The 24,841-nt window shown below is 52.9% G+C and carries 22 protein-coding genes and 1 tRNA gene; 10 read left to right on the top strand and 13 right to left on the bottom strand.

Features of this window, described 5'->3' with window-relative positions; genetic code table 11:
• Nucleotides 1–279: 279 nt before the first annotated feature.
• Nucleotides 280–729 (top strand): hypothetical protein, encoded by a 450-nt coding sequence (locus tag DFT_RS25680; RefSeq protein ID WP_152971852.1) that lies wholly within the window; start codon nucleotides 280–282, stop codon nucleotides 727–729.
• A gap of 67 nt (nucleotides 730–796) precedes the next feature.
• Here DFT_RS25680 and DFT_RS04390 read toward each other — a convergent pair whose 3' ends face one another.
• The 3 genes from DFT_RS04390 to DFT_RS26120 are packed head-to-tail and all read right to left on the bottom strand — an operon-like array spanning nucleotide 797 to nucleotide 2,990.
• Nucleotides 797–985 carry a hypothetical protein gene (locus DFT_RS04390; RefSeq protein ID WP_054029997.1) on the bottom strand — a complete coding sequence of 63 codons (189 nt, stop codon included), beginning with the start codon at nucleotides 983–985 and terminating at the stop codon, nucleotides 797–799.
• Between the two features lie 57 nt (nucleotides 986–1,042).
• A complete protein-coding gene (locus tag DFT_RS04385) occupies nucleotides 1,043–2,830 on the bottom strand; it encodes a hypothetical protein (protein ID WP_054029996.1) in 1,788 nt (595 codons plus the stop codon).
• Entirely contained in the window at nucleotides 2,820–2,990 is a 171-nt protein-coding gene (locus DFT_RS26120) for a hypothetical protein (protein WP_161807075.1), read from the bottom strand. The genes DFT_RS04385 and DFT_RS26120 overlap by 11 nt, the downstream gene beginning before the upstream one ends.
• Before the next feature lie 333 nt (nucleotides 2,991–3,323).
• Here DFT_RS26120 and DFT_RS04380 point away from each other — a divergent pair, with 333 nt between their 5' ends.
• Together DFT_RS04380 and DFT_RS04375 are read left to right on the top strand one after the other, a co-directional pair.
• The gene (locus DFT_RS04380) at nucleotides 3,324–4,502 is read left to right on the top strand and encodes a hypothetical protein (protein WP_152971851.1); all 1,179 of its coding nucleotides are present in this window, start codon (nucleotides 3,324–3,326) and stop codon (nucleotides 4,500–4,502) included.
• 1,069 nt (nucleotides 4,503–5,571) lie between these two features.
• Nucleotides 5,572–6,669, top strand: a complete 1,098-nt coding sequence (locus tag DFT_RS04375) for a tyrosine-type recombinase/integrase (RefSeq protein ID WP_054029994.1) — start codon at nucleotides 5,572–5,574, stop codon at nucleotides 6,667–6,669.
• Nucleotides 6,670–6,691: 22 nt separating this feature from the next.
• Here DFT_RS04375 and DFT_RS04370 read toward each other — a convergent pair.
• Both DFT_RS04370 and DFT_RS04365 read right to left on the bottom strand, forming a co-directional pair.
• Nucleotides 6,692–6,767, bottom strand: a tRNA-Phe gene (locus DFT_RS04370).
• A gap of 48 nt (nucleotides 6,768–6,815) precedes the next feature.
• On the bottom strand, nucleotides 6,816–7,574 hold the full coding sequence (locus tag DFT_RS04365; protein ID WP_054029993.1) for a 16S rRNA (uracil(1498)-N(3))-methyltransferase: 759 nt from the start codon (nucleotides 7,572–7,574) through the stop codon (nucleotides 6,816–6,818).
• Between the two features lie 374 nt (nucleotides 7,575–7,948).
• Here DFT_RS04365 and DFT_RS04360 point away from each other — a divergent pair, with 374 nt between their 5' ends.
• The 3 genes from DFT_RS04360 (at nucleotide 7,949) to DFT_RS04350 (ending at nucleotide 11,448) form a co-directional block, all read left to right on the top strand.
• Nucleotides 7,949–9,286, top strand: coding sequence for a hypothetical protein (locus DFT_RS04360; protein ID WP_152971850.1), 1,338 nt, complete (start codon nucleotides 7,949–7,951; stop codon nucleotides 9,284–9,286).
• Nucleotides 9,287–9,554: 268 nt separating this feature from the next.
• A complete protein-coding gene (nadC, locus tag DFT_RS04355; RefSeq protein ID WP_054029991.1) occupies nucleotides 9,555–10,397 on the top strand; it encodes a carboxylating nicotinate-nucleotide diphosphorylase in 843 nt (280 codons plus the stop codon).
• A 76-nt stretch (nucleotides 10,398–10,473) separates the two neighbouring features.
• Nucleotides 10,474–11,448, top strand: coding sequence for a rhomboid family intramembrane serine protease (locus tag DFT_RS04350; RefSeq protein WP_054029990.1), 975 nt, complete (start codon nucleotides 10,474–10,476; stop codon nucleotides 11,446–11,448).
• Here DFT_RS04350 and DFT_RS04345 read toward each other — a convergent pair.
• The 5 genes from DFT_RS04345 to DFT_RS04325 form a co-directional block, all read right to left on the bottom strand.
• Nucleotides 11,438–13,174 carry a DUF6178 family protein gene (locus tag DFT_RS04345; protein WP_054029989.1) on the bottom strand — a complete coding sequence of 579 codons (1,737 nt, stop codon included), beginning with the start codon at nucleotides 13,172–13,174 and terminating at the stop codon, nucleotides 11,438–11,440. The genes DFT_RS04350 and DFT_RS04345 overlap by 11 nt on opposite strands.
• A gap of 127 nt (nucleotides 13,175–13,301) precedes the next feature.
• Nucleotides 13,302–14,549 (bottom strand): AmpG family muropeptide MFS transporter, encoded by a 1,248-nt coding sequence (locus tag DFT_RS04340; protein ID WP_054029988.1) that lies wholly within the window; start codon nucleotides 14,547–14,549, stop codon nucleotides 13,302–13,304.
• Nucleotides 14,550–14,707: 158 nt separating this feature from the next.
• Nucleotides 14,708–16,678, bottom strand: coding sequence for a phosphoenolpyruvate carboxykinase (GTP) (locus tag DFT_RS04335; RefSeq protein WP_054029987.1), 1,971 nt, complete (start codon nucleotides 16,676–16,678; stop codon nucleotides 14,708–14,710).
• A gap of 84 nt (nucleotides 16,679–16,762) precedes the next feature.
• Nucleotides 16,763–17,401, bottom strand: a complete 639-nt coding sequence (locus tag DFT_RS04330; protein WP_054030085.1) for an XTP/dITP diphosphatase — start codon at nucleotides 17,399–17,401, stop codon at nucleotides 16,763–16,765.
• A gap of 208 nt (nucleotides 17,402–17,609) precedes the next feature.
• Nucleotides 17,610–18,845 (bottom strand): response regulator, encoded by a 1,236-nt coding sequence (locus DFT_RS04325; protein WP_054029986.1) that lies wholly within the window; start codon nucleotides 18,843–18,845, stop codon nucleotides 17,610–17,612.
• Between the two features lie 137 nt (nucleotides 18,846–18,982).
• On the opposite strand from DFT_RS04325, the gene coaE reads away from it, so the two are divergent.
• Nucleotides 18,983–19,591 carry a dephospho-CoA kinase gene (gene coaE, locus DFT_RS04320; protein ID WP_200907010.1) on the top strand — a complete coding sequence of 203 codons (609 nt, stop codon included), beginning with the start codon at nucleotides 18,983–18,985 and terminating at the stop codon, nucleotides 19,589–19,591.
• A 283-nt stretch (nucleotides 19,592–19,874) separates the two neighbouring features.
• Complete coding sequence (locus DFT_RS04315) at nucleotides 19,875–20,453, top strand: HD-GYP domain-containing protein (RefSeq protein WP_161807074.1); 579 nt, start codon at nucleotides 19,875–19,877, stop codon at nucleotides 20,451–20,453.
• A gap of 15 nt (nucleotides 20,454–20,468) precedes the next feature.
• Here DFT_RS04315 and panC read toward each other — a convergent pair whose 3' ends face one another.
• The 3 genes from panC to DFT_RS04300 all read right to left on the bottom strand — a co-directional run bounded on the left by panC (nucleotide 20,469) and on the right by DFT_RS04300 (nucleotide 23,121).
• Nucleotides 20,469–21,317, bottom strand: a complete 849-nt coding sequence (panC, locus tag DFT_RS04310; protein ID WP_054030084.1) for a pantoate--beta-alanine ligase — start codon at nucleotides 21,315–21,317, stop codon at nucleotides 20,469–20,471.
• Nucleotides 21,318–21,390: 73 nt separating this feature from the next.
• Nucleotides 21,391–22,224, bottom strand: a complete 834-nt coding sequence (gene panB, locus DFT_RS04305; protein WP_054029983.1) for a 3-methyl-2-oxobutanoate hydroxymethyltransferase — start codon at nucleotides 22,222–22,224, stop codon at nucleotides 21,391–21,393.
• A 27-nt stretch (nucleotides 22,225–22,251) separates the two neighbouring features.
• Complete coding sequence (locus tag DFT_RS04300) at nucleotides 22,252–23,121, bottom strand: Rossmann-like and DUF2520 domain-containing protein (protein ID WP_054029982.1); 870 nt, start codon at nucleotides 23,119–23,121, stop codon at nucleotides 22,252–22,254.
• A gap of 426 nt (nucleotides 23,122–23,547) precedes the next feature.
• Between DFT_RS04300 and DFT_RS04295 the strand changes: the two genes are divergently transcribed.
• Together DFT_RS04295 and DFT_RS04290 are read left to right on the top strand one after the other, a co-directional pair.
• The gene (locus DFT_RS04295; RefSeq protein WP_054029981.1) at nucleotides 23,548–24,009 is read left to right on the top strand and encodes an Hsp20/alpha crystallin family protein; all 462 of its coding nucleotides are present in this window, start codon (nucleotides 23,548–23,550) and stop codon (nucleotides 24,007–24,009) included.
• Nucleotides 24,010–24,038: 29 nt separating this feature from the next.
• Nucleotides 24,039–24,449 carry an Hsp20/alpha crystallin family protein gene (locus tag DFT_RS04290; protein ID WP_054029980.1) on the top strand — a complete coding sequence of 137 codons (411 nt, stop codon included), beginning with the start codon at nucleotides 24,039–24,041 and terminating at the stop codon, nucleotides 24,447–24,449.
• The last annotated feature ends 392 nt before the right edge of the window (nucleotides 24,450–24,841 follow it).

The raw sequence follows: 24,841 nt of genomic DNA, 5'->3' as shown, positions 1-24,841 counted from the left end.
CGGGATGTTTTTTATATCTGAGGGGTTTTGGTGTGACACCGGCCGACCAACCGCAAAGATCGGCCAGTGCCCTGTGCCCGCCATAAACCTCATTGTATCCATTAATTAGGGCCTGCTGAATAACGATTTTTACTCCATCATATCCGGCGCCATAAAGGAACGATTGAAACGGGGACCCCTCGAGATGTTAAGTTCTACACATCCAGAAACTAAATAAATTATGGCAGGTTTTTTCTTTAGACGTTTATCAAAATACAAAGGAAATGGAGGCAGTTTAAAATGGATGCTGATCCTACATATGGTATACCCATATCTGATATTAAACGGGACAAAAATAAAATTCTTTCATTTCATGCCAGTAGAGAACCAGCAAGACAACTCATGAAGTCTAAAGAAAGAATTGATGCTCTTAATATGATTACTAACTTAATTGATAAGTGGAAGGTCCAACCTAATGAAATATATAAATGTATCCCTATAGACGAGAGTTGGTCTATTGAGATGGAACAACCTTATGGACCTGACATTTCTGAAGCAGCATTGGAATATTCTATTTTAATTCATGATATATTTGGTTTTGATTATAAATGCAAAGGATGTGTTGTAAGGGCTACTTGTTGTAGATTCAGTAATTTTGATAGGTTTGAAAATAGTGGTGAATGTGATGGAATATCTCAACTTTTAAATGCTGCTATAATCAAAGATATTGAAGACTATTATTTAACTTAAGGAGTTAAGTTTTGGTGTGAAACTGGCCGATCAAACATTAAGATCGGCCAGTGTCCCATTGTATCCATCAATTCCTATCCAGCACCTCTTCCAGTAACTCGACCGTATACCAGCTGTGACCGCAACCACCATCTTCCTCCAGATGAATGATTTTTCGTCTCTTTCCTGGAACTCCATTGATGACTACCTGTGAATAGTTTTGAAGCGCCTTGGTCAATACGACTGCTCGGCACTGTGGACAATATTTCATACCCATAACCTGTTTCTCCTTTAAAATGGATGCCCCCCATCACAGAATGCATCCCAATATGAATTAGAACGTTATCAACCCATCGAAATTAAAAGCTCTACAAAATTTTCTGGGCAAACCCTCACCCAAAAATTCATCAAAATCATCGCTTTTCTGATTCTTTAGCGATTCATCTGTCATTTTTAATACCTGATCGTGCGATTTAATGCTTAACACCTTAACAGCTTCCCCCTGCTTGATCGGAATATCATCACCACAAAACGGGATTTCGATATGGCTTTCAATCCCAGCTGACGCCTGATCATCATCATGACCGGCGTCTAACTGCAGATCATATGCAGCATAAAACTCACCGCCTCGATTCCATCTTGGATCGCCGGTTAGCTGATATGGGGATGGCAAACTCTTATTTCCAGTGACACACAAATATGCTTTCCCCGAACGTTTTGCTTTTTCCAGCATGTTTTCATCTTCAAACATTTCACCGAGCTCATCGCACCAGCGCAACACACCTTTATCAACTTGCTGTCTGGTCCACTGGGATATTGCGGCAACCGACACTCCAGTTTTTTCAGACAGCGCCCGAGGCGTGATCATGCCCTCGCTTTCAATGATACGAATCCTGCCGTCGGTATGACGCTTTACCTCCCCGAGACTTTCTGCAAATGATTCTTCGAGCAGCTGATACACAATGGCATAGTCCAAATAGTCGGCAATAAACCGTCCCTGCTCGTCTCTGTGGCGTTGTTTCTGATAAAGCAATGTCATGGTCCTGATCCCGGACATCACCCGCTTAAACGACCGTCTTGCCGATAGGGGCAATGATCCATTTCGACTGACAAATGATGCGATATCGGATGCAAAAGGGATCACCACGTCCGCCGAAACCAAACTGTCATGAAAGTGCTGGTATGCCCGCAGGATCTTATCGTCCACTCTGGTCTGGGTCCCGCTTACCGTCTGTGCTGTTTTCTCGATGATGTCTCTGGTCTGCATGGTCGATGTGTTGGGATGGACGGTGATCATGCGATCATCGAGCTGATCTTCAAGTTTTCCCCTGATGGTGGTGGTCACCAAAGATGTTGGTCCGGCAATCTGTTTGATCACGGCAACCGGTCTTTTGTTCTTGTATCCCGTGGTTTGATATTTCAAGCATCCTTCCGATACGAGTGTGCGAATGGCATAGGCAAGTTCATTGTCTTTGCGACCATTGGACTCCAGTGTGAGCGCCTCTGCCAGGATCAACGCCTTATGCTTTAATCCGCCTTCTATCGAATACAGGCTCTTTTCCGAACCGCTTGAAATCAGGTGGTGGGCCCGCTCTGAATACAGCTTCAAGCAACTGAACAGGGGAAATGATTTGCCAGCGCCGTAATGACCGCTGTTTTTTATGGCCAGGGCATCCGATCCCGCACTTCCCAGGGGTAAGACTCTGCTGTCGATCACCAATTGATACAGACCGATGTTCTTTCGTTCATTGATGACGCCCAGTTGGTTGACGATATCGATCTTGTTTTTGAATAACAGGGGATCATTTGCAATTTGATCCGCGGCATCGATGATTTCAGGGTCCTCGGGTGCGCTTTCAATTGCATTTTCATTATCACCGGAACCACTCCCATTGATCTCTTTAATCGCCTCATCGATCAACATGGCCACCGACTTGATGGATGCCGCATGGGTTCGCTTTTTGATCAGTTTGATAAAATGATCTCGCAAACCGGGATTGCACTCGATCAAATGCGGTGCGATATCGTGTTTGATCGATTCTACGGCGGCCGGGAATTGCTCTGGCAATTGATCGATCAGGATATCGAGCTCAGATGTTTCAGGTTGTTGATTATCGTTCATTGGCCAACTCCTTTTCCGCATCGCTCAATTTTTCCTCGATCAACTTGCGAATATACGCTGATACCGTGACTTCCAGATCGTCGGTGATGTCGACCAACCGCTGATAGTTTTCATCCGAGAGCATCACTCCGACATTGCGCGTGTAGATTTTCTTTCTCATGTTACGTCCTCCTGTGAATTTGATTTGTATTCAATTTATATTTTGTTCCGAAAAATTTTAAAGTCGTCCCGAATTTTTTGCCGGTTGGAAACTCAAATCCACAGCAGGTATCTGCACGGGTCACATGCGAGATCAGTTGATGTCCTTATGAAAATTCCGGAAGTTGCCGATACAACTCGAGAACAAACTTCAAAGGCGGGGACGCACCGTCTTGAGGACCCTGCGCAAGGTTCTCGGAAATGCCCATTTCACTGTGGTTGCAAGTCAGGATCAGGTTTTCCCCAACCATAACGACCTGATCCTGACTTGGCATCCTTGGGGAATGTAATCGTTATGGGGGATGCAGCAATGCCAATAAAATCCAAACGCAGTATCATCACCAATCGCCAGTTGAATTTCACACTGTCGCCTGTGGATATGCACAATCCAGCACAGAAACAGATGCCCCACAGTCTGCCAAACTATGCCATCGATGGGACGTGGAACCATCACCAGTCAATTGTTCTGGACATCATTTTACACACGATTTTTAAGGGATATTATTCAAAATACTCAAATATTCCCAAATCCTGGCGGTCAAATGACGCTATCGAAGTAAACCAAAGGTTCAGCGGTAAGATTTTCACTCCAATCGTGATGGCATATCTGAGCAAAAATCCAATCAAAGCATTTTCCATCCAAGAAGGTCATGATGTCGAGAAAATCGAGAGAGATGCGTATGCAAAGCAATCTGATGACGAATATAAAAAACCGACCTTTGAAGAGCATTTTCAGGATTTTTTGAATAGGAATTACAAATATCAGCAATTTTTAGGAAATATGGCCCAAACGGAATCCGCCTTTAACAGCGACATCCAATATTCCTTTAGCAAATTGGATCTTTTTAAAAACTATCCCGTGCTTGAACGTTATAAGGATAAATTCTTTGAGCATGCTCAAAGAATTGCCGAAACGAAATTTAAGATGAACTACATTGTCAAATGTATAACCAAGGCACCCCAATTTAATAAAAAGGGAATAAGGATTGATAAGGGCGAAATGGTGGACGCAGTGTATGTGATGGACCATTTTGAGCAGATTTTTTTCATGGATTTGAAAGATGATCATTTGGTGGTAAACTTTAAATCGCCGCTGGGGAAAATGATCATTCACAACACTTTGGTATTCGATACCGACTGGCCCCCCGATGAAGTGCTTGATTTGGGGAAAAACGCCTATTTCCTTTACAAACGTTTTATATTGAATAAGGTGGCCGGGAAAAACGCCTCTGCTCAAATAAATTTATGGTTCGAAGAGATCAAGACCTTCCTGGATTTGAGCTGGAGCAACAACAGCGGGGTCTATTCTATTATCAAGCTGGCATTTGAAGAGATGAAAAAAAAGGGGTTGATCCAGGATTTCACCTCGACTAAATATGCCAAGCAACGACTCTACAGGGTGATCTTAGAGACGCCCCAAAAAAAGCGCGGGAAAAGCAAAGCTCCGGCGCCGGAAGCAGTTGAAACCACTTGAATTATCAGCGTCATGACAGAAAATAACGCGTAGGATTTATGAAAATTCGCATATAAAATTGAAAATAACGCGTATGATTTTACAAATAACGCGTATGTTTTATTCTGAAAGATATTGATATTGTTGAATTATTTTTTCTATAAATATGTAAATATTTAAAAAGAGTTTGTCAACTCTCTTCTTCCAAAAATCCTTTCCAAGGACTGCCCCCTTCGGGGCGTCCTTTGCAAGGATCGCTGAGGCAGTCGTCTAAGCAATTATTCTCATAATTTCAAAAAAAATTTCAGCAAGATAAATATCCATAAACATCAAAAATCTTGTCCTGGACAAGCATCGATACAAATCCTCACGACATCAAAGGCGAACGTCGAGAAATGTCCTCTATTTCAAATGCAGCTAACAGCATAGCCAATCTCCTCTCATACGTCCTACATTCAACTGCCCACTTCAGGGCCTCCCGACAAATAGCTAATCTACGTATTCCCCACATCCTTGGTCGATGGCAAAAATTCAGACGCGACTTCATTTTTCGGCAAATCCTCCATTTCAGCTGTCAATACATGATAGTCGCTAAGCTCAGTGTTCATGACAGTGTCCATGATCGCGTCAAACTTAGACAGTATGCGGCATCAGTATACTAAGGCGCGGGCGCCCCGTCAGGGCTGGCAGGTGCTTGACAGCTGACCATAGCGGTAGTATTAATACGCGCATGAAGTAAAGGGCGCATTTGCAGCGCCGAGCGACATCAATCAGACACAGGGTCCCGAACCCCGATCATGTTACGGCCGCCGCCATAGTGCACCGGCCAACCCACCCCAATTACCCGCATCACCGATTTAGTTACAGGTCATAACTGACCGAATTTATAAGATGTTACCTCTGGACCCGGGAAGGACAGAGGTCATCATGACAGATTCCATTGACAATCCCGGCGGTCACGATATTTTGACACCCGAGGAGGTCGCCCTATACCTGCGCAAAAGCCCCAGCTGGGTCTATAAGCACTGGCAGGCGTTGGGCGGCAGGAAACTCGGAGGTTCTCTGCTCTTCCCCAGAAAGGAGGACCTCTATGAGCGTTTATTCGGTAAAGGCAAAGGGATGGAGATACGACTTCACCCTGAACGGGACCAGGCACACCAGGGGCTGGTTCAAGACAAAAGGCGCCGCTCGAAAGGCGGAAAACGAACGAAGGGAGGAGATTGTAAATCCGGCGCCGCCGCCGACACAGTCCGAGACAATCCAGATCGACATGGCCTTCTTGGACTTGGTCAATAGGCGGCTGGATCATGTGAGGGCATACAATTCGGAGGAACATTATCGCTGCTACACTTATCTGGCGCGAGGATGGATGAAAAAATGGCGGCACAAAATGTGCTGCGAAATAACCCAGCAAATGATTGAGGAACACCTTTCGCAGCGCCGCCGGATTTCGGCCTTCACAGCAAACAAGGACCTGAGGTATTTGCGAGCAACCATGAATTACGGCATCCGCAAAAAACTGATAGTCAGCGACCCGACAGAGGGCATAGACTTTTTTCCGGTTGAAAAGAGAGTAAAGTTTGTGCCCAACAATGAGGAAATCGATAAGGTGATATCGGCCGCAGACCCTGAAACGCAGGATTACTTATGGACCATTCGAGAAACTATGGCCAGGGTAAGTGAAATTAACCGCCTGCGTTGGGAAGACGTGAATCTGGATGCGCGTTTCGTCATTTTGTATACTCGAAAAAAACAAGGCGGCCACCTGACACCTCGCAAGATCCCTATGACCCAGAAACTTTACGAGGTCTTGAAAAGTCGCTATGACAATCGGGATGCAAGCAAGCCTTGGGTGTTCTGGCATCGCTATTGGAGCCGCAAAAACGGTTGCTTCGTGGAAGGACCATTTGACGATCGTAAAAAACTTATGAAACGACTATGTGAAAAAGCTGGCGTGCGATATTTCAGGTTTCATCCGCTGAGACATGCCGGCGCTTCACTAATGGATGGCAGCAATGTGCCACTCGGCGCCATTCAAAGAATCCTGGGACATGAGAATCGCAAGACCACTGAAATCTATCTGCACAGCATTGGGGATATGGAACGCGATGCCATCGCAGTTTTCGAGCGGGCGAGAAAAAAGTCTCACACGGATTCTCACACAGAAAAAAACAGGGGCAACAGCTAACGCTGTAACCCCTTGATTTTTATGGTGCCGAGGGACAGAATCGAACTGCCGACACGGGGATTTTCAGTCCCCTGCTCTACCGACTGAGCTACCTCGGCACAAACCGTGGTCCACCTTGATGGAAAGCGCCTTTTTAGTAGACCCCTCTATGGATTGTCAAGCACATTTTGTCCTAAGTCGCCGAAAAGGTACTGGGCCAGGACGCTGACGGCCAGGGCTGCGGTTTCGGCCCTCAAGATGCGGGGTCCTAAATGCACGGTCCTAAAGCCATGAATTTCGGCGGCGTCATGCTCAACCGCGTCAAATCCACCCTCAGGGCCGACCATGAGAAAGATACGCATAGGCTTTGCAGGCGTTTTTATGAGAGCAGCCAGATCTTCGCCTCCGGTTTCCCAGAAAAAAAGCCTTAGATCGGAAGATTGGGCCTGTTGGAGGGCTTGTTCGAAAGAAAGCGGGGATTCGATAACAAGGGGTTTGCTTCGGCGGCACTGCTTGACCGCCTCCAACGAAATCTTGTGCCACCGCTCGTAACGGGCACTGCTCCGCCGGGCATCGGGTTGGGCCACGCATCGCCGGGCAATAAAAGGTACCCAACGGGTCACACCCAACTCGGTGAGTCGGCGGACCAACTCGTCCATCTTTTTGTCTTTCAAATAGCCCTGGGCCAGGGTGATTTCCACCGGGGATTCCGTGTGAGGGACGAGGCGTTCCAAGAGTCGAATACGCACCTGATGGTCGCCGAGCGATAGGATTTGTGCCTTGTATTCGTTGCCGGTGCCATCGAAAACCACCAAGGTATCACCCGGCACCAACCGAAGCACAGTGCCAATATGCCGCGCATCCTGCCCCTCGATGACGGGTGGATCGCTGGACATGCTCTCGGGCGGCAAAAAGAAACGACGCATCGGGTGTATCCGGATCTTTTTTTGTGGGCATTCAACGGGCACCTGCCAAAACGGTCTACGGAGGCACCCGTTCAAAGCCGAAATCGTGAAATTTCTAATTGAATGAATATCTTAAGCACCAAACTGCTTGACACCATCTTATCCATATGGTAGTTTTCGAAAGCCAAGTGACCGATAAAAATTAAACTTTTTGCCATTGCCGTCCGATAGCATCACATGGCAAGGATCAAGCAGCGTCGGCGGTACTCTATTTTAGTATCGATCTCTTATTCGGCCTCTTGTTCGGCCGTTTTATCGGACCGACGGTCTTGGGCAAGGCCGGGCTGGCGCGTTTCAACATCAGGCGCGGTCTGTATATCAGAGCCGGGAGATTTATGAAAGATATGAAAGAACCTACTACTAAGCCCGCAGGTTCGGCGGACAAAAAAGGACGTATCGTCGAATTGACGCCTGATATGGAACTGCGGGACGGTAACAAAAACAGAATTATCGATCTGGCGAATATGCGCCCGGTGCCATCGGCCCCTGATGAATCAGTCCGGCCCGAGCCCATATCGAAAACGCCCACGCCAGAAACGCCGGAACCCATGCCCGCCGAAAGTGCCGTAACATCTTCCGGACTTCCGGCAATTGGAAATGCCGCCGGCATCGAAGCCGATATCGACGCTGCCTTTGATGCGATGCAGGCAGAAGAACTTCCCCCTCAGCCACGACCCGAAGCAACAGACGCGCCCGCCTCGGAGGCCTTGGATCTTCAAGCAGAATTGGCCGATCGAAGTGCACCTTTAACCGCATCACCACCGTCCCTGGATGAAGTCGCTGGTTCTGAAAGTGAGTTGGCCGGCATGTCTGAGGAGGTCGGAATCGATCCAAAGGCCACCGCCTTGGAGGCACCGGACGAGCAGATCGACCTGCCCGAAGAGGAGGAAGATGACCTGATCGAGTTGACCGACGCCATCGATATCTCTGAACCGGAAGCGATGCTGGGCGGGTCAACTATCGAGGAACCGGATAACGAAGAAGACCTCATCGAACTGACCGATCTGGTCGAGCCGGCCATGTTGGTTGAAGCAGCATCGAGCGGTGCATCCACAGCTGAGCAATCCCCGGATGACGAGGATATCATCGAGCTCGTCGATATCGTCGACCCACAAACGTTGGCCATGCCGCTTGCCGCTGCAGGGGCCATCTCTCTGTCTTCGGAAGGAGAAGATGACGACATCATCGAGTTGACCGATCGCGTTGACCCGGAGGAATTGGAGGCCGCCGGGACGTCACTCTCGGAGCCTGAAGAAGAGGATATCATCGAGCTGACGGATGTTCAGCCGAGCGATGATGGCGCCTCCGGTTCAACTATACAGGAGGGCGATCAGGTCATTCGCCTGGACCGTGTTCTGGCCCATGTCCGCAGGAACGAGACAAAAATTGAAGAGGAGCTGTCGCAAGAATTGGAGTCCATGTTTGCCGACGGCCCAGACGCATCCGCCGGCCGGGGGGATGACGTGATCGACCTGAATGAAGTCCGTGAGGCAATGGGGGGGGCGACCGAGTTGACCGACAAAGAACTTGAAGACGTCATTGAGAGAATCATCCGCACCAAATACGCCGAAACCATTGAAAGACACATTGCCTCAGTCGTAGAAAAAGTGGTCACTCGCGAAATGGAAAGCCTTAAACGCAGTATGATGGAAGACCAGGGCGAGGACGAGTAGCAGGCCCGTCATCATCAGCCTGCGGCGGCGATGATCACTTGAATCTCCGCTGCTGACCGGCAATTGCGGAGCGCAAAACAATCATCCCGCTCATCAAGTCAAGGGGATTACACGACTAATCCCCTTTTCGTTTACATTTAAACGAGCTGATCCTTGCCGCCGCCGGGGACTTGACCGACGCCAGGCCGGGAACCGATGATGGCAGCGAGCAACATCGATTTTTTTATTCACCCTCCGGCTCCGGCCGGATTGACATAGCGGATCGACCATGGACGAGTTTATCTTTACGGCAGCCGTTTATCGTTTGATCGACGCGGCCCTGGAAGAAGATATCGGCAGCGGAGATATCACCACCAACTTCCTTATCCCCCCGCATGCCATGTCCGAAGCAAGCATCGTAGCCAAGGAAGACCTCGTGGTAGCGGGCTTGGCGGTCGCCAAAACGGTTTTCCAGCGCCTGGATCCAGACGTCGAATTCGTGGCGAATGCCGCAGACGGCCAAGACGTAGAGAAAGGCAGTACCGTCGTGAAATTGATCGGACGCCTGTCCGCCCTGTTGACCGGAGAGCGCACGGCCCTCAACTTCATGCAGCGCCTGTCGGGCATCGCCACAAATGTTCGGGGTTACATGCGGCTGATCGAAAATCATCCGGTACGCCTGGTGGATACCCGCAAAACCACGCCGGGGTGGCGGGTGCTGGAAAAATACGCCGTCCGCATCGGGGGAGCGGCCAACCATCGCATGGGGTTGTATGACGCGGTATTGATCAAAGACAATCACATTGCGGGATGCGGCGGCATCGGCCCGGCGGTGGCGCGCATCCGAAGCCGCGTTTCCCATTTGACCAAGATTGAAGTCGAGGCGGCCACGCTGGCGGAAGTCGACGATGCCATCGCTGCCGGGGCCGACGTGATCATGCTCGACAACATGGATTTGGAGATGATCCGCCAGGCGGTTCGCAAAATCGACAAACAGGCGCTGGTGGAAGTCTCCGGCGGTGTGACACAGAAAGACCTGAAGGCCCTGGCCGCCACCGGCGTGGACTTGATTTCGGTCGGCGCCTTGACCCACTCGGCCCGGGCAGTGGATCTGAGCATGAGGATAAAATAAAATTTAAGTGTTAAGTTTTAAGTGAAGGAAGTCTTTGATTAAACACTTCATCTCCTAAACGTCAGCCGTTGTCCCCATGATTCCGATTCGCGACACCACCCCATCCAAAAACGTCCCCATGGTGAACAACTTGTTGATCGCCGTGAACGTCGTGGTGTTTGTGATTCAATTCATGCAGGGCCCGGCAATCAATCGCTTTATCTTCACCTACGGGCTTGTTCCGGCCCGCTACATGGTCGAAGGATATGCCGAGTATTACCAGATCTCTTTTTTTCAGCAGATTTTTTCCTGGCTCAGCTTCATGTTCCTGCACGGCGGGTTTCTTCACATTCTGGGCAATATGTGGTCTCTCTACATCTTTGGAGACAATGTGGAGGATCATCTGGGACCGGTGCGCTATCTTGCGTTCTACCTACTGTGCGGCGTCGCCTCCGGACTGTCTCACCTGATCCTCAATGCCCAATCCACGGCACCGACCATCGGGGCCAGCGGTGCCATCGCCGGCGTCATGGGGGCCTATTTTCTACTGCACCCCAAGTCCAGGATCCTGACGTTGATTCCCATCATTTTCATTCCCTGGTTTGTAGAGATACCGGCCTTCTTTTTTCTCGGAGTGTGGTTCCTGATGCAGTTTCTCAGTGCCACCGCCAGTGGGGGAACGGCCGGCGGCATCGCCTGGTGGGCCCACATCGGTGGATTCATTTTCGGCATGATCTTCTTAAAGATCTTCGATGTCCTTCCCGGAACCGGGGTGACCTCCCAGATCCGGCGGGTGACGGCAAAAAAGCATACCCATCGCCTGCAGGTGGCGCGCCCCGATGCCGCCGAACCCAGTGCCGACATACATGCCACCATCTCGGTCTCGCCCTATGAAGCTCTGGTGGGGGCTCGTAAACTGGTCAACGTACCGAGCGGCCTGCAGCGCAAAATTTACCGGGTCAACGTGCCACCCGGCATCACCGCCAATCAGATCCTGAGACTCAAGGGGGCTGGCCGCCAGCTCAGGGACGGCGGGCGCGGCGACTTGCTGTTGCGCGTTGTCATACAATAGTCGACGATATTAAAAAAAGCTGCACGTAGCGCGGGTCCAGATCCTCGACCGCCACCGTACCCAATTCATTTTCCACCAGCCGAAAAAGATCTTCCAGGGCCGCCCCCATGCGCCCCGAAATCTCGTGGGCGGCCAATCCGCTCTGCTCCGCCAGCCAATTCAAGAATCGCTCGCGCCTATCTTCTTTGATACGACGCGGCATTTGGCCCGCTTCCCAAAGCCGGGAATAGAAGGCCTTCAATTGAGGCAGGGAAAGAGGCTGCAGCACCCGGGGATCCTTGCTGACCTGCAACTCGTGTCCAGCCCACAGGGTCAGCAGCAAATTCTGATAGGTCATGAACGTATTGGCCTTGATTCGAGGCAGCTCGATGCCCATCAGGGCAATCAGATCGTCGAAGGCGATGATGCGTTCAAGCCGGCCTTCGGTGCGGTGGATATCGGACAGCGTACCGAATTCCCTGTAGAGCACGCCGCTGGCATAATGATCGAAGTAAAGAGGCTTTTTGATCAGCAAGCCGCCCAGCACGCCGAGCCAGGCCTCTCCCCAGAACGAGAGGGGCAGGCCCACGCGACCGAACCAGCTCGCCTGACGCCACCGTTCGGCCTGCCATTTCAGCCGCAGGGCACAGCCGTAACCCACCCGGAAAATGTCCGCCAGCAAATAGGTCAGCACCAGGTTGGCACCGCGATAGGGATCGGCCTTTTCGGAGACATGGTCCACCTGCTCCAAGCCGATACTAATGAATCCAGCCACCTTATCCACGATCTGCGAAAGCACTTCCTTGTCGGTGATCTTCTTCTGATCGGCGGCGATCACCTGGTTGCACAGACCGGCGAACTCCATTTGAAGATGCTGCAAGGCCCCTTCATCCTGGAGGGTGGAAACGATCCGGGCAAAACGATTCTCTTGCGCCCGCCCACCCGCTTTTTCCATGGGCAAGGGATAGGTATCCACCGCGCGGCCTCCCGGCACAGCTGGCTTGGGATCTCTCTGAAAAAGCTGCTCGACGGTGAGCGGCTGATAGACGCCCACGGCCTCCTCAAAGGGCAGAAAGCCTTTCTCGGCCAACCTGACATTACGCAAGCGCAGCAGCTCCTCTTCGGATTCGGCGGCAAGGACCACGCTCGATTCCAGGAGAAATGCCTGATAGATCGGATAGTCGTAAACGGCGATGCGCTTGAGAAGATCCTTTAAAAAGATGTCCCGCACCTCATGCTCGTTGGCGTTGTCCGCGTCCGAATCGGGTCCTGAATCCACAAGGGGGCGCAGGCGGACATAGTGCACGTTGTCCTCTGTGAAGAAGTCATCCCCGATGTCCGAAGCTTCCTGATCGTGTTCTCGCACGAGCACCTGGATATGCCGGTTGAGGTAGTACCGAAACAGGTCGGTCTGCTCACTGACGATCCAATGGGTGAAACGATCGGCGTCGGCCCGCATGAGACGATCTAACCACTGGGTGATTGCCCGGGGATCGATGCGGTCGCGGCTCCAGGTCTCCATGTCGAGCGCATATTCCCACTGGGAGTTGGAGGCCATTCCAAGGATCGGCAAGGCATCATCCGGGCCGATGTTGTGGACCAGGATCAGGAAATCCTCCTCGGCCATGGATTGCACCAGGGTGACAGGATAAGGGTGATCCAAAATGGCTTCCAGTGCATTTTCCGGCGGCAAGGCCAGGATTTCACGGCGCTTGGCGGCCAATTCCAAAGCTTTGTCTCTCTTCATATCAGACATCCTGTCGATTTCTTTGGGGTGATCTTCTTGACGGGGAATTTGAAACTGCGCGCGCCGAATGAGCACAACACATCCGGCAACCCCAATAAAAACCAATATATGACAACACCAAAGAATTTCAAACGCTCGTCGCCGTCTTCTTTCCATTCGAGGACCATGGCGCGAATTTGAGCAGCAGCAAGAGCCCTGGAATGGCGACAAGCGTACAGCACAGAAAAAAGAGGTGCCAACCCATGGACTTGGCCATATATCCGGTGCCCGAGGAGGCGATCACCCGGGGGATCCCCATGAGACTGGTGAGCAGCGCATACTGGGTGGCGGTGAATTTCTTGTTCGTGATGCTGGCCATGAAAGCCGCGTAAGCCGAGGTACCCATGCCGGCGCTTAAATTTTCGAAGGCGATGACTGCGGTCAGGGCCGACACGCTCGGGCCGATCTGTGCCAACACCATGAATCCGGCCGTGGAGACGGCCTGCAGCGCACCGAACACCCACAGGCTTCGATTGATGCCCAGTCGGATCATCAACACGCCGCCGATCAATCCCCCTGCGATAATCGCACCGGCCCCGAATGTCTTCACGATCGTGCCGATCTGGGTCATCGAGAAACCCAGGTCGAGATAAAAGGGGGTGGTCATGGCGCTGGCCATGGTATCGCCGATCTTGTATAGAAGGATGAAGGCCAGCACCCACACGGCCCCTTTGCGGCTGAAGTATTCGACAAACGGATCGACGACCGCCTCCTTGATACTTCGAGGAATGCCGTGGGGCGTCGTGGGTTCGGGTGAAACCAGGGTGGTCAGGATGCCGGGGAGCATGCAGCAGGCCATGATGAGATAGACCATCGAGAACGGCATGAGGTCGGCGAGGATGAAGCCCCCGCCCCCGGCGACCCACATCCCCACCCGGTAGCCGGTGACATAGAGAGAAGACCCCAATCCCAGTTCGGTATCGGCGAGGTCCTCACGCCGGTAGGCATCGATGACGATGTCCTGGGAGGCGCTGAAATAGGTCACCCACAGGGCCGCCAAAGCCACCATCCAGGGATTCCGGGCCGGGTCGACCGCTCCCAGCCCGATGATGGCAAGCATCAAGAACGATTGACTGGCGAGCAACCAGCCTCTTCGTCGTCCGAAATAGGGGACGTTGAACCGGTCGAGGATCGGTGCCCACAAGAACTTCAAGGTATAGGGCAGCCCCACGAGCGCCATCAAGCCGATGACGGTAAGATCGATGCCTTCCTTGGTCATCCAGGCCTGAAGCAGCGACAGGGTGAGCAGCAGCGGCAATCCGCTGCTGAATCCCATGATCGCGGCCGTGAACATGCGGCGGCTGAAGACGACCTTGAGGATGCTGCTTTCGGGCATTTGCTTTTCTTTCTCGAGCCTGTTGCACCATCCGACACCACAATACCCGATGCCGATGATCGCGCAGCTTCTTTATAACGGCAAAACGGGCGCCGAACTTTGTCCGGCGCCCGTTCGCACAATTTTCTCAATTGCCGTCGGCCAGGTGCAATCGTCGATCAGTTTCCAGATGCGGCTTCCAGCTGCGCCGGGGTGACGATGGACCCGTATGTTTCCTTGAGCGCCATTAACCCTTCGCGCTGCACCTTGAGTACTTCGAAAAGCCGCGCCGGCAGGTTGTCTTCTTTACCATAGGCGTCCAACTGCAGATCGATGCGCTTGACGATATTGTCGATGTAAAGTGAAAACTGCTTGTCGTAGAGGTCGCGCGGGTAGTCTTTGTCGATGCGGGCCTTGAAAAGGCGCTTCAAGTCTTCATACTTGGGAATAAAGCCGATGGGCGTCTCGATGGCCTGCACCTCGTCGTGGGCGCGTCTTTCCAGCCAGGAGAGCCACACCTTGACGTCGCGTTTTTCGCCGAGCAACTTTTTGCCTGTGCCCCCGCGGGCTTCGTGGGTCAAAAAGTAGTTCAACCCCGCCATGACCGGTCGCTTGCCTTTGCCGATCTGACCACTGCCGAAGAACTTGAACTGCGCGTCCATGTAGTCGCCCAGGGGGCCGGGAATAAACGGGGCATTGGCCCATGGAGCGCGCTTGACCCCGGTGGCGCCGACTTCCGTGGCCGTGGCCGCCGAAACGATACAGGCGCCGATGACCACGCCCTCATCCGAATTGCGGGCCGTCCAGACCGGCGGCATGGTGTCGCTGTCGCGACCGCTGTAGGTCACGACACGTGTTTCGACGCCCGTCGGGTCCTCGGCCAGGGTGGAATAGTTGCTCAGGGCGCTCGACGCCAGCGTGCACCGCGCATTGGGATGCGAGATGGGGATCTCTTTCCCCTTGGCATCCTTCATCCCTTTTTCCCAGTCGCCCTGGAAATTGCGGCCTTTGAGCGGGGTGGGCTCGCCGTTGCCGACCCATTGGGGCACGCCGTTTTCATCGATGAGCACATTGGACCAGATCACTTCGGTCCCCGGATGACGCAGGCACCGCATCAGCACCGGGTCGCCCTCTTCGTTGACATCTTCCACGATGCCGAAGATGCCGCATTCCGGGTTGACCGAACGAATGGTGCCGTCTTCGGCGATCCACATCTGGGCCAGATCATCGCCGACGAATTCGTCGCCGGCCATGGCCGTGGTCGTCTTGCCGCAACCGCTGGGCGCAGCGCCGGTAATGCCGGTGATGCGACCATTCTGGCCTCGCATGCAGGTGATGAACATATGCTCGGCCAGCTCGTAACCGCGCTTTTCATAGACCGAACGATCGACGGAAAAACGATGGTTGCCCTTTTTCAATAGCAGCGTATTGCCGGCGTAGGTGCAGTTATAGGCATAGGTGGTGCGATAGGCACGATCCATGAAGACCCGGGCATTGGGCAGATCTTCCGGTCGATTGAGCCCCTCGCTGTGGATATTGGTATAAAAGTGCCCGAGCTTGCGGGCTTCCCTTTCAAAATCGTTGTAGGCATTCCGGTAGAGGATTTCGGCGCTGTGGGACACATACGCGGAGCTGGTCATTTCAATGGCCGGATTGGATACCGGCGACCCCACCGGCCCTCTGGAGTAGAACCCCACCACCATGGTTTTGCCGCGCATGATGCCGACCATGCCCTTTCGGACGGTTTCGATGGCCTCGGCGCGCGGCATGCGATTGGCCAGCGAACTCACCGACTCCCCGGGATTGGAGATATAATAGGTTCGATCGATGATTCGTCCCTGCTCCTCCTTGAGGTCATAATGGATGGTGTGGCCCTTCATCGGCAATATATCTTCTTCCCCTTTTTGCAGGGCCATGTCCCGGATGAATTGTTTGTCGGCTTCGGTTCCGGTATTGATGAAGATCTGGTCCGGCTCGCACATCACGGCGGCATTGGCGATTTTCAATATGATCTCTGGATCCTCAAAACCCGCGATGCGTGCATACTGCTCGGCCGACATGCGCTCTTCGAGCAGTGTACGAGCTGCTTCGGCAGTTTTTACTCCACCGATTTCCTTAACAATATCTATGCCTTCGTAGAATTTGAGCATGTACCACTCCTTTACTGAATGTATCGGTCAGAAAAATTTCCAAATCGGCCCAAAAGCCATATACCGCCCCGTTTGCAGATCGAATCAACCTTGCCTGTCGAGTTGGGGCATCTGCTGCCGAAGCCAAACGATCACTTTGTCGAATTCCTCACGCAACTCCCGCAATGCCTTTCCACGATGACTGACATGGCTTTTTTCGGCCATGGTGAGCTGGGCGAAGGTCTTACCCAGCGGCGGATAAAAGAATATGGGATCATATCCAAAGCCATTCTCTCCTGAAGGAGATCGGGCGATCAACCCCTCGCAGCGGCCTTCGTAAGTCAAAGCGGGTCCGGTGGGTACGGCCAAAGAGAGGACGCACTCGAAAGCGGCCCGGCGATCCTCATGATCCAACATTTCAGCAAGCAATTTTTGACACCGATCCATGTCCGTGGCATTTTCACCGCCGTAGCGCGCCGAATAGACGCCGGGCGCGCCATTCAAGGCCGCCACCGTGAGACCGGAGTCATCCGCAAGGGCGGGAAGACCTAAATAGCGAGCGGTTAAGCTGGCCTTTTTGTAAGCATTTTCATCGAAGGTGGCCCCGTCTTCCTCGATGGGTGGGATCGGTCCGAAATCATTCAGGTTTTTTATTCGAACGGGATAGTCTTCCAGAAGGTCAATAATCTCTTTGGTTTTTCCGGCGTTGCGGGTCGCCAAAACGATTTGAACAAGGGGTTGCACAACCACCTCTTCAATGCTGCCTTGGGGGACAAGGCAAATATTTTCAATCAACTACCAGGAAAGATTCAATGCTTGATACGGGCTACCTCTATAGACCATGAACGTAGGCGTGTAAAGTCAAAACCCGTCGGTGCCATCGCTGTTCGGGCCTTTGTAGAGTGGACATGAAGCGGTCGCAAAAATCACCGGCAATGCCTCCGTCAACGTCTCAATGGAGATCGTGAGCCAGGCTTTTCGAACAAAGTCGTTGCCATTGTGTGATCTTGGCAGCGCAACCGATCCGGTCCAAATAGGCCCAGTCCAAGCCAGTGGGGATCGCCCCGGCCCGGTCGCGAGCGCCGCCGATCACTTGATCGAATCCATCGGCAACATGCACGATACCGGTGATCCCCAGCGTGTCGCCTGACTTAGCGCCGGGTTGATGATGGTAGGCGACGGCATCGATGATGGCATCGGGCAGCCCCCATAAACCCAGTAAATAAGCCCCAATGGCGGCATGCGTGGTCCCGAGGAGATGCTTTTCGGCCAATGCCATGCCACAGTCACGCACACGCATCTGTTCGATAATGGCACGAAATTCCTCGGGCAAATTGGACGCAATCAACAACTTACCAATATCATGAAGCAAACCAGCCATGAAAGCGGTATCCACATCCGCCCGTGGCATATCCGCCTCCTGGGCGATGGCTTTGGCCAGGGCAGCCGTTTGAATGGCGTGGTCCCATAGCTGGGCAACCGAAAACCCCTGCAGTGCCAAGTGGTTAAATTTTTCAAAAGCGCTCGACGCCAGCACGATGGATTGGACCAGATCCAACCCCAGCAGACTGACGGCCTTGGCGGGGTGAGCAACCCTTTGGGGCAAGCCGAAGAACGAAGAGTTGACCAGCTTAAGGAGCTTAGCCGTGAGTTCAAGATCCCTGGAAACGATATCGGCGACCTGCTGCACCGAGCTGTTTTCGGCTTTGAGCGCTTCGACCAATTCGACATACAGGGAAGGCAGACTGGGAAGCGCATCGATGCGGGTCACCACCTTTTTCAGCGAGTCCTGCGCCAAAAGATCCCACATCAAAAAGGCCTTGGCAATCGTGGCTTTCAGATCACTGTCGTCGCACGGCTTGGAGAGGAATTGGTGGGCCAGATCGACGGTTTTCAATGTAATGTCGCGGTCTACGTATCCGGAGAGGATGATCCTGACGGTTTGGGGATGACTGTTGCGGACGGTCTCGAGGAAATCCAGGCCGCTCGGACCGCTTGCAAACACCATCTCGGTCACCAGGACATCCACCTCTGCCTGCGCCATGACTTGCAACGCTTCGGCCGGGTCGTTGGCAAAACGCAGCTCCCATTCATCGCTCACATCCCGGAAGCTGCGCTGCAGCGCCTTGCGCACATAGAGCTCCTCGTCGACGAACAGGATGGATTTGGCAGAGAATGGTGTCGGCATTGTCCGATGTGTCCCGGGCGTTCAACTTTTATATTGCATCTAAATTCCAAGTCCTTAAAATGCCGTTGGTTGTTTCTCAAGCATACATCGGCCTTAGCGACCGTTATCTTTAACGAATGTACAAGGGAGAGGGTATTTTGATAGTTGCAGGACTGACAGGCAACATTGCATCGGGGAAATCGACGGTTGCGACGTTTTTACGCCGATCAGGGGCATTGATCATCGACGCCGATCAGATTGCGCATGACGTGGTCGCTCCCGGCCAGCCCGCTTTGGAGGAGATCCGCCGCCATTTCGGCGATGATATGCTGACACCTGAAGGATTGCTCAACCGTGAAAAATTGGGCCGAATGGTTTTTGAGGATCCAGATGCGCGTCGTCGACTCGAGGCCATCGTTCATCCCCGGGTGAGCGCGGAAATCGATCGCCAGATGGCGCGTATTGCCGAGAATCACCCGGACGCTGTCGTGATCATGGATATTCCGTTGTTGTTCGAAACCGGCCGTACCGAAGGCTTGACCGATATCATCGTGGTCTATACCCCCGAACCGATTCAACTCGAACGCCTGACCCGGCGCAACGGGCTGAGTCCTGCAGAAGCCAAGGCGCGCATGGCATCGCAAATGCCCTTGAAAGAAAAGGTCGCCCGGGCCACCATGGTTATCGACAACAGTGGCACCCTGGCCGAAACGGAAAGGCAGACCCTCGCTGTTTATCGCAGGCTAGCCCGCAAGGCACGGCAATGATGCGTTCCTGCCGACAACTTGCTTTGGGACCCGATTTGAACCCACCGCCGCGTCCGAAGCGAACCCCGGCACACCATAGAGTTTCGTTGACACCATAATAAAAATTGGCTAAAGAAAATAATCAGTTCGCTTGAGTCGCCGTTCCGCTCGATCTCGTGAGAGGATCCACGCATGATCGGCTCCTGTGCAGGATATGATTTTGGGTATTGCCGTAAAAAAACCGATTGTCGCTGACAGACAAGAAACAAACGACACCCGCACGCTCTTTATGATGGCCTCTGCCTTGGGTCGAAGAGACAGCTATACCCACGCGCATGCTCAAAGGGTGGCTGCCTATAGCCGGCGCTTGGCTATCAAGGCCAAACTGAGCGTGGATATGTCACGCGACATTACGATGGGCGGTATGCTTCACGATTTGGGCAAGCTGGCCTTGAGCGACACAATCTTCAGCAACAAACAGGCCGCCCTCTCAACGGAAATGATCGGCGAGGTTCGCAGCCACCCCCTGATCGGCGCAGCTTTGCTGCAACATATCCATTGCAATGCCAATATTTACCATGCCGTATTATTTCACCATGAGCGCATTGACGGCAGTGGATATCCGTTTGGATTGCACGGAAACGAGATCCCCCTTGCCGCCAAAATCGTCAGCATCGCCGATTGCTTCGATGCCATTACAACGGACCGTCCCTACCAACGGCGAAAATCACGACGACATGCATTTGCCCTTCTGGATGAAATGGCCGGCAGATGCCTCGACGAAGCGCTGGTGAGGTTGATGATCGAGGATGTTCGGATCCACGGGATGGAACCGATCATGCCCAGATTGACGGTTCCGCATGTCTCATCAGACCCAAGATAGATCCACCATTCCAGATTAAACTTTGATGCGGATATTGTCGATCAGACGCGTACGCCCCAGCTTCACGGCCACGGCGATCAGGACATCGCCCTTCAAGATATCGAGATCTGACAGAGATCGGGAGTCGGCAATCGAGACATAGTCGATTTCCGCACCGTCGATCCGCTGGATATTGGTTTTCAGGTAATCCACCACGACCGCCGAATGCCTTTCCCCTTTTTCGACCAGATCCCTTGCACCGAACAGTGCCTGGGAAATCAAAGGGGCCTGGGCCCGATGCGTTTGGCTCAGGTAGGTGTTGCGCGAGCTCATCGCCAGGCCATCCGGTTCACGCACCGTGGGACAGGCCACGATCTCGATGTCAAAATTCAGATCCCGAACCATCTGCTCGATCACCGCCACCTGCTGGGCGTCCTTTTGACCGAAATAGGCACGATCCGGTCCGACCATATTGAAAAGCTTGGAAACCACGGTCGCCACGCCGCGGAAATGTGTGGGACGCGACCGACCGCAAAGCGTTTGGGTCATTGGGCCTTCGACGGTGATATAAGTGGTGAAGCCTGGGGGGTAAAGCTCATCGACGGCGGGGAAGAAGGCGATGTCCGTTCCGCCGGCGCGAAGCAGGCTCAGGTCTCGTTCGGCGTCGCGGGGATAGGCATCCAGATCTTCGTTGGGGCCGAATTGGGTGGGGTTGACGAACACGCTCACCACAACGATGTCGTTTTCCTGGCGGGCCTTTTGAACCAGCGAGAGGTGGCCGTCGTGAAGATATCCCATGGTGGGCACGAAGCCCACCGTCTTTCCTCCGGCGCGCATGGTTTTCAACTCGGCGCGCAGCTGCGCAATGGTCTGTACGATCTGCATGATACCCATGTGATAAAATTGAGTTGTTCTTTGATGGCGCCGGTGACGCCGCTGCCGGCGTTAAACCGGCCGATTACAATTTTTCAACCAGACTCGGTTCCATTTGAAAGCTGTGCTCTTTCGCCGGGAAACGCTTCTGCTGCACATCTTCGATATAATTTTTAACGGCATTCACGGTGCTGTCCCCCATTTCGGCGTAAGTCTTAACGAACTTGGGACGCATCCTACGGAAAGTCCCGAGAAGGTCCTGAATGACCAGCACCTGGCCATCGCAGTGAGGACCTGCGCCGATACCGATCGTGGGAATCTCCAGTTTCTCGCTGATCACCCGCGCCAGCTGGTCGGGGACACATTCGAGGACGATACCGAAAACCCCGGCGTCCTGGAGCAGCAATGCATCGTCGATCAGGCGTCGCGCCGCTTCCAGATCCTTGCCCTGGACCTTGAATCCTCCGAAGACATTCAACGACTGGGGGGTCAACCCCAAATGACCGAGCACCGGGATCTGGGCCTTGACGATGCCGCGAACTTTTTCGATGACGTCCTGGCCGCCTTCCAACTTCACCCCCTCCGCATGGCCTTCCTGAATGAAGCGACCTGCATTGCGAATGGCATCCTCCACGCTCACGTGATAGGAGAGAAAGGGCATATCGGCGATCAGCAGCGCCCTGCGGGTCCCCCTGGCCACGGCTTTGGTATGGTGGATCATCTCGTCCATCGTAACCCGCAGAGTGTTTTCATACCCCAGCATCACCATGCCCAGCGAATCTCCCACCAGTAGGGTGTCGACGCCCGCTTCGTCGAGCAGCGTGGCGGTCGCGTAATCGTAGGCGGTCAACATGCTGATGGGCCGCTTCTCGATTTTCGCGGATTTGAACGATTGAATCGTGAATTTCTCTGTTGCCATGATTCGCTCCTTTTCTGATGAGGGCCCCTACCCCATTTCCAATACTTTTTTCAATGCATTGGCTTTAAGGGGGTCCTGTAACACGTCTTCGATTGCCAAATCCAGAGTTTTCAATCCCATAAAGGCGTAGAACTGCCGCAGCGATGCCAGAGACGGATCCGCCATGGCAGTGAGATGGGCTTCGATGGTGGTCACATCGCCACGGGCAATGGGTCCGGTGAGGGATTTGGGCGGCCCCAGGCGGGCGATGTTGTCTATGGTGCCCTGGATCAGGGGCATCATGGCGGGAAATCCATCTTCGGGATGAATACCGCTGTGGGAAAGCGCCTCCAGGCCGCACGCCATCAGGGTGACCAGATAATTTGAAAAAATGCATGCCGACAGGTGATACAGGCGCTTGTGCTCCGGAAGCAGTCGAAAGAAACGGTTGCCGGTCTTCGCCATGATCTCTTCGACCGACGCCAGGCGTGGATCCGTCCCTTCGATGCTGAAATAGGTGCCAGGCAGATCGGCCAGCGCCTTTTCTTCCTCGGCAAACGCCTGGAGCGGATGCAGGCTGAATATGGCTGCACCCTGCCTGGCCGCATCATGTAAGATCAACGAGGGGTGCGCGCCGCTCATGTGCCCCACCAAATGATCCTTTCGGATAACCCCATGATCCGCAAGATCCCGACAGACCCCCTCGATTTGATCATCACGGGTGGTGATCAACACCATATCGCTCATCTTCGCGACCTCTGCGGCGCTTTGACACGGATGTGCCCCGGTCAATCGGCAGGCATGGGATAGTTTGTCTTCGTGCCGATCATAATAATTTGAGACAGCCAATCCGTGCGCATGCAAGTACCGGCCAAAAGCCGTGGCCACCTTGCCTCCGCCGACAAAACCGATCCGCATGCCGACCTCCTTTTACTGATTGTCGAAAGGATTCAGTCCAACAGTGCATCGTGTGGGTATTCATGGGCGCCGCGGTCCATCTGCCGTCATTGTGGCGCAAGTTTCTGCATCCTTGTTTATGATAAAATCAAACGCGATACAACCCGGCATCACACCACAGAACGGCGGCCTTCAACAAACGAACCGACGGTCGACTGCATCGCATCGAACGCGTGTTCACATGGATGGCACCCCATGCCATCCTGTCGACCCGATACCATTACCATATAGGTTTCGGTCAATTTAATAATGTAAATTTTTGGACATTGACATATTGACATGGTTCAATTCGTTTCTAATTTTTTGTCACACAAATCGATACAACAACACCCTGCATGAGGCAATCGCAACTGATGAATGTAAAAAATCTTATAAGAGGAGGTCGCTATGTTTTACCCGAGATTTTTTGGCATGCCCACATTACGCAACCTTACCCCGTTCGATGAACTGACCCGTATGCGTCAGCAAATGGATCGCATCATGGATGCATTCGGGGGCCGGGCTCCAGGTGCAATGGGTGCCGGTGTGTTTCCGGCCATCAACTTTACCGAGGAGGATGACCATTATAACCTGCGTGCCGAACTGCCCGGCGTCAAGACCGAAGACTTGGACATTCAAGCCACCGCAAGCAATTTGACCATTTCCGGCGAACGGAAACTGGCAGCCGTGGATGAATCGGCCAAATATCATCGCCGGGAGCGCGAAGGTGGCCGCTTTTCAAGAGCTTTCGCTCTTCCCAAGGAGATCGACCCCAACAGGATCGAGGCCAGATTGTCCAACGGGATCCTCACCGTCCGGTTACCCAAGGCCGAATCGGCAAAACCCAAGCGCATTTCCATCGGCAATTAAACTGCACGCATGAGAAGGAGGAAAACGCCATGACCGATACCGCCCAAAAAGAATTGAAAGTAAAAGAGAAGCAGGAGGTCGCCACGCCGGCCGAACAAACCCGGCCGGGGATCGTCTTTTCACCCAACGTGGATATTTACGAAACCGATCAGAAACTGATGCTGTTAGCAGATCTTCCGGGAGTAAGGCCGGAAGATCTAACGGTTGACCTCAGGGACGACGTCCTGACCATCAGCGGCGAAGTACAACCTTTTGAAGGACCGAACGAAAAGGATATCCTTATCGAGTACGAAATCGGAAAGTACTATCGTCAATTCACCCTGAGTGAAGTCATCGACCAGGGACGTATCGATGCGCAACTTAAAGATGGTGTGCTCCAGCTGACCCTGCCCAAGGTTGAGAAGGCCGCGCCGCGGACCATCAAGGTCGCGGCAGGTTGATGATGACCGCTTCATTCATTGCTCGCCAAATTGGGAGAGGCCGCTGAACGATAGCACCGGTTATCGGGCCTCTCCCCCTTGCCTGCATGCGCTTCAGGGTGGTGTTCAAAAAAAATGACCAAAGCCGAACGCTTTTTTGCACATTTTTGACGCACCGGCCGATTTTTGTCACCTCCCGACGTCTAACCACGAGATCTTTTCAGATATGCCTCCCCCACTGCGGCGAGGATGGCTGTCACAATCTTTTCCTTGATTTTTCATTAAGTTAAATTATTATAAAAACAACTTTGCAGGTAGATATGTCCCCTATACCAGAGGCGGGCAATCAAACGGCACACTCTTTGCTGTTCTTCTCGGTCAGAGTGTGAATCGAGATGTGGGTCGAAATATCC

Source organism: Desulfatitalea tepidiphila, assembly GCF_001293685.1.
GTDB lineage: Bacteria > Desulfobacterota > Desulfobacteria > Desulfobacterales > Desulfosarcinaceae > Desulfatitalea > Desulfatitalea tepidiphila.
The sequence above is the reverse complement of the archived record's forward strand: the minus strand, read 5'-3'. Positions and strand labels throughout refer to the sequence as shown.

Coding starts and splice junctions, on each gene's coding strand:
- panC (WP_054030084.1), bottom strand. CDS start 21,317: ATGCAGATCGTACAGACCATTGCGCAGCTGCGCGCCGAGTTGAAAACC.
- DFT_RS04300 (WP_054029982.1), bottom strand. CDS start 23,121: ATGCGGATCGGTTTTGTCGGCGGAGGCAAGGTGGCCACGGCTTTTGGC.
- DFT_RS04345 (WP_054029989.1), bottom strand. CDS start 13,174: ATGAAGAGAGACAAAGCTTTGGAATTGGCCGCCAAGCGCCGTGAAATC.
- DFT_RS04385 (WP_054029996.1), bottom strand. CDS start 2,830: ATGAACGATAATCAACAACCTGAAACATCTGAGCTCGATATCCTGATC.
- DFT_RS04375 (WP_054029994.1), top strand. CDS start 5,572: ATGAGCGTTTATTCGGTAAAGGCAAAGGGATGGAGATACGACTTCACC.
- nadC (WP_054029991.1), top strand. CDS start 9,555: ATGGACGAGTTTATCTTTACGGCAGCCGTTTATCGTTTGATCGACGCG.
- DFT_RS04350 (WP_054029990.1), top strand. CDS start 10,474: ATGATTCCGATTCGCGACACCACCCCATCCAAAAACGTCCCCATGGTG.
- DFT_RS25680 (WP_152971852.1), top strand. CDS start 280: ATGGATGCTGATCCTACATATGGTATACCCATATCTGATATTAAACGG.
- DFT_RS26120 (WP_161807075.1), bottom strand. CDS start 2,990: ATGAGAAAGAAAATCTACACGCGCAATGTCGGAGTGATGCTCTCGGAT.
- DFT_RS04380 (WP_152971851.1), top strand. CDS start 3,324: ATGGGGGATGCAGCAATGCCAATAAAATCCAAACGCAGTATCATCACC.
- DFT_RS04390 (WP_054029997.1), bottom strand. CDS start 985: ATGGGTATGAAATATTGTCCACAGTGCCGAGCAGTCGTATTGACCAAG.
- DFT_RS04340 (WP_054029988.1), bottom strand. CDS start 14,549: ATGCCCGAAAGCAGCATCCTCAAGGTCGTCTTCAGCCGCCGCATGTTC.
- DFT_RS04325 (WP_054029986.1), bottom strand. CDS start 18,845: ATGCCGACACCATTCTCTGCCAAATCCATCCTGTTCGTCGACGAGGAG.
- panB (WP_054029983.1), bottom strand. CDS start 22,224: ATGGCAACAGAGAAATTCACGATTCAATCGTTCAAATCCGCGAAAATC.
- DFT_RS04360 (WP_152971850.1), top strand. CDS start 7,949: ATGAAAGATATGAAAGAACCTACTACTAAGCCCGCAGGTTCGGCGGAC.
- DFT_RS04290 (WP_054029980.1), top strand. CDS start 24,039: ATGACCGATACCGCCCAAAAAGAATTGAAAGTAAAAGAGAAGCAGGAG.
- DFT_RS04365 (WP_054029993.1), bottom strand. CDS start 7,574: ATGCGTCGTTTCTTTTTGCCGCCCGAGAGCATGTCCAGCGATCCACCC.
- DFT_RS04295 (WP_054029981.1), top strand. CDS start 23,548: ATGTTTTACCCGAGATTTTTTGGCATGCCCACATTACGCAACCTTACC.
- DFT_RS04335 (WP_054029987.1), bottom strand. CDS start 16,678: ATGCTCAAATTCTACGAAGGCATAGATATTGTTAAGGAAATCGGTGGA.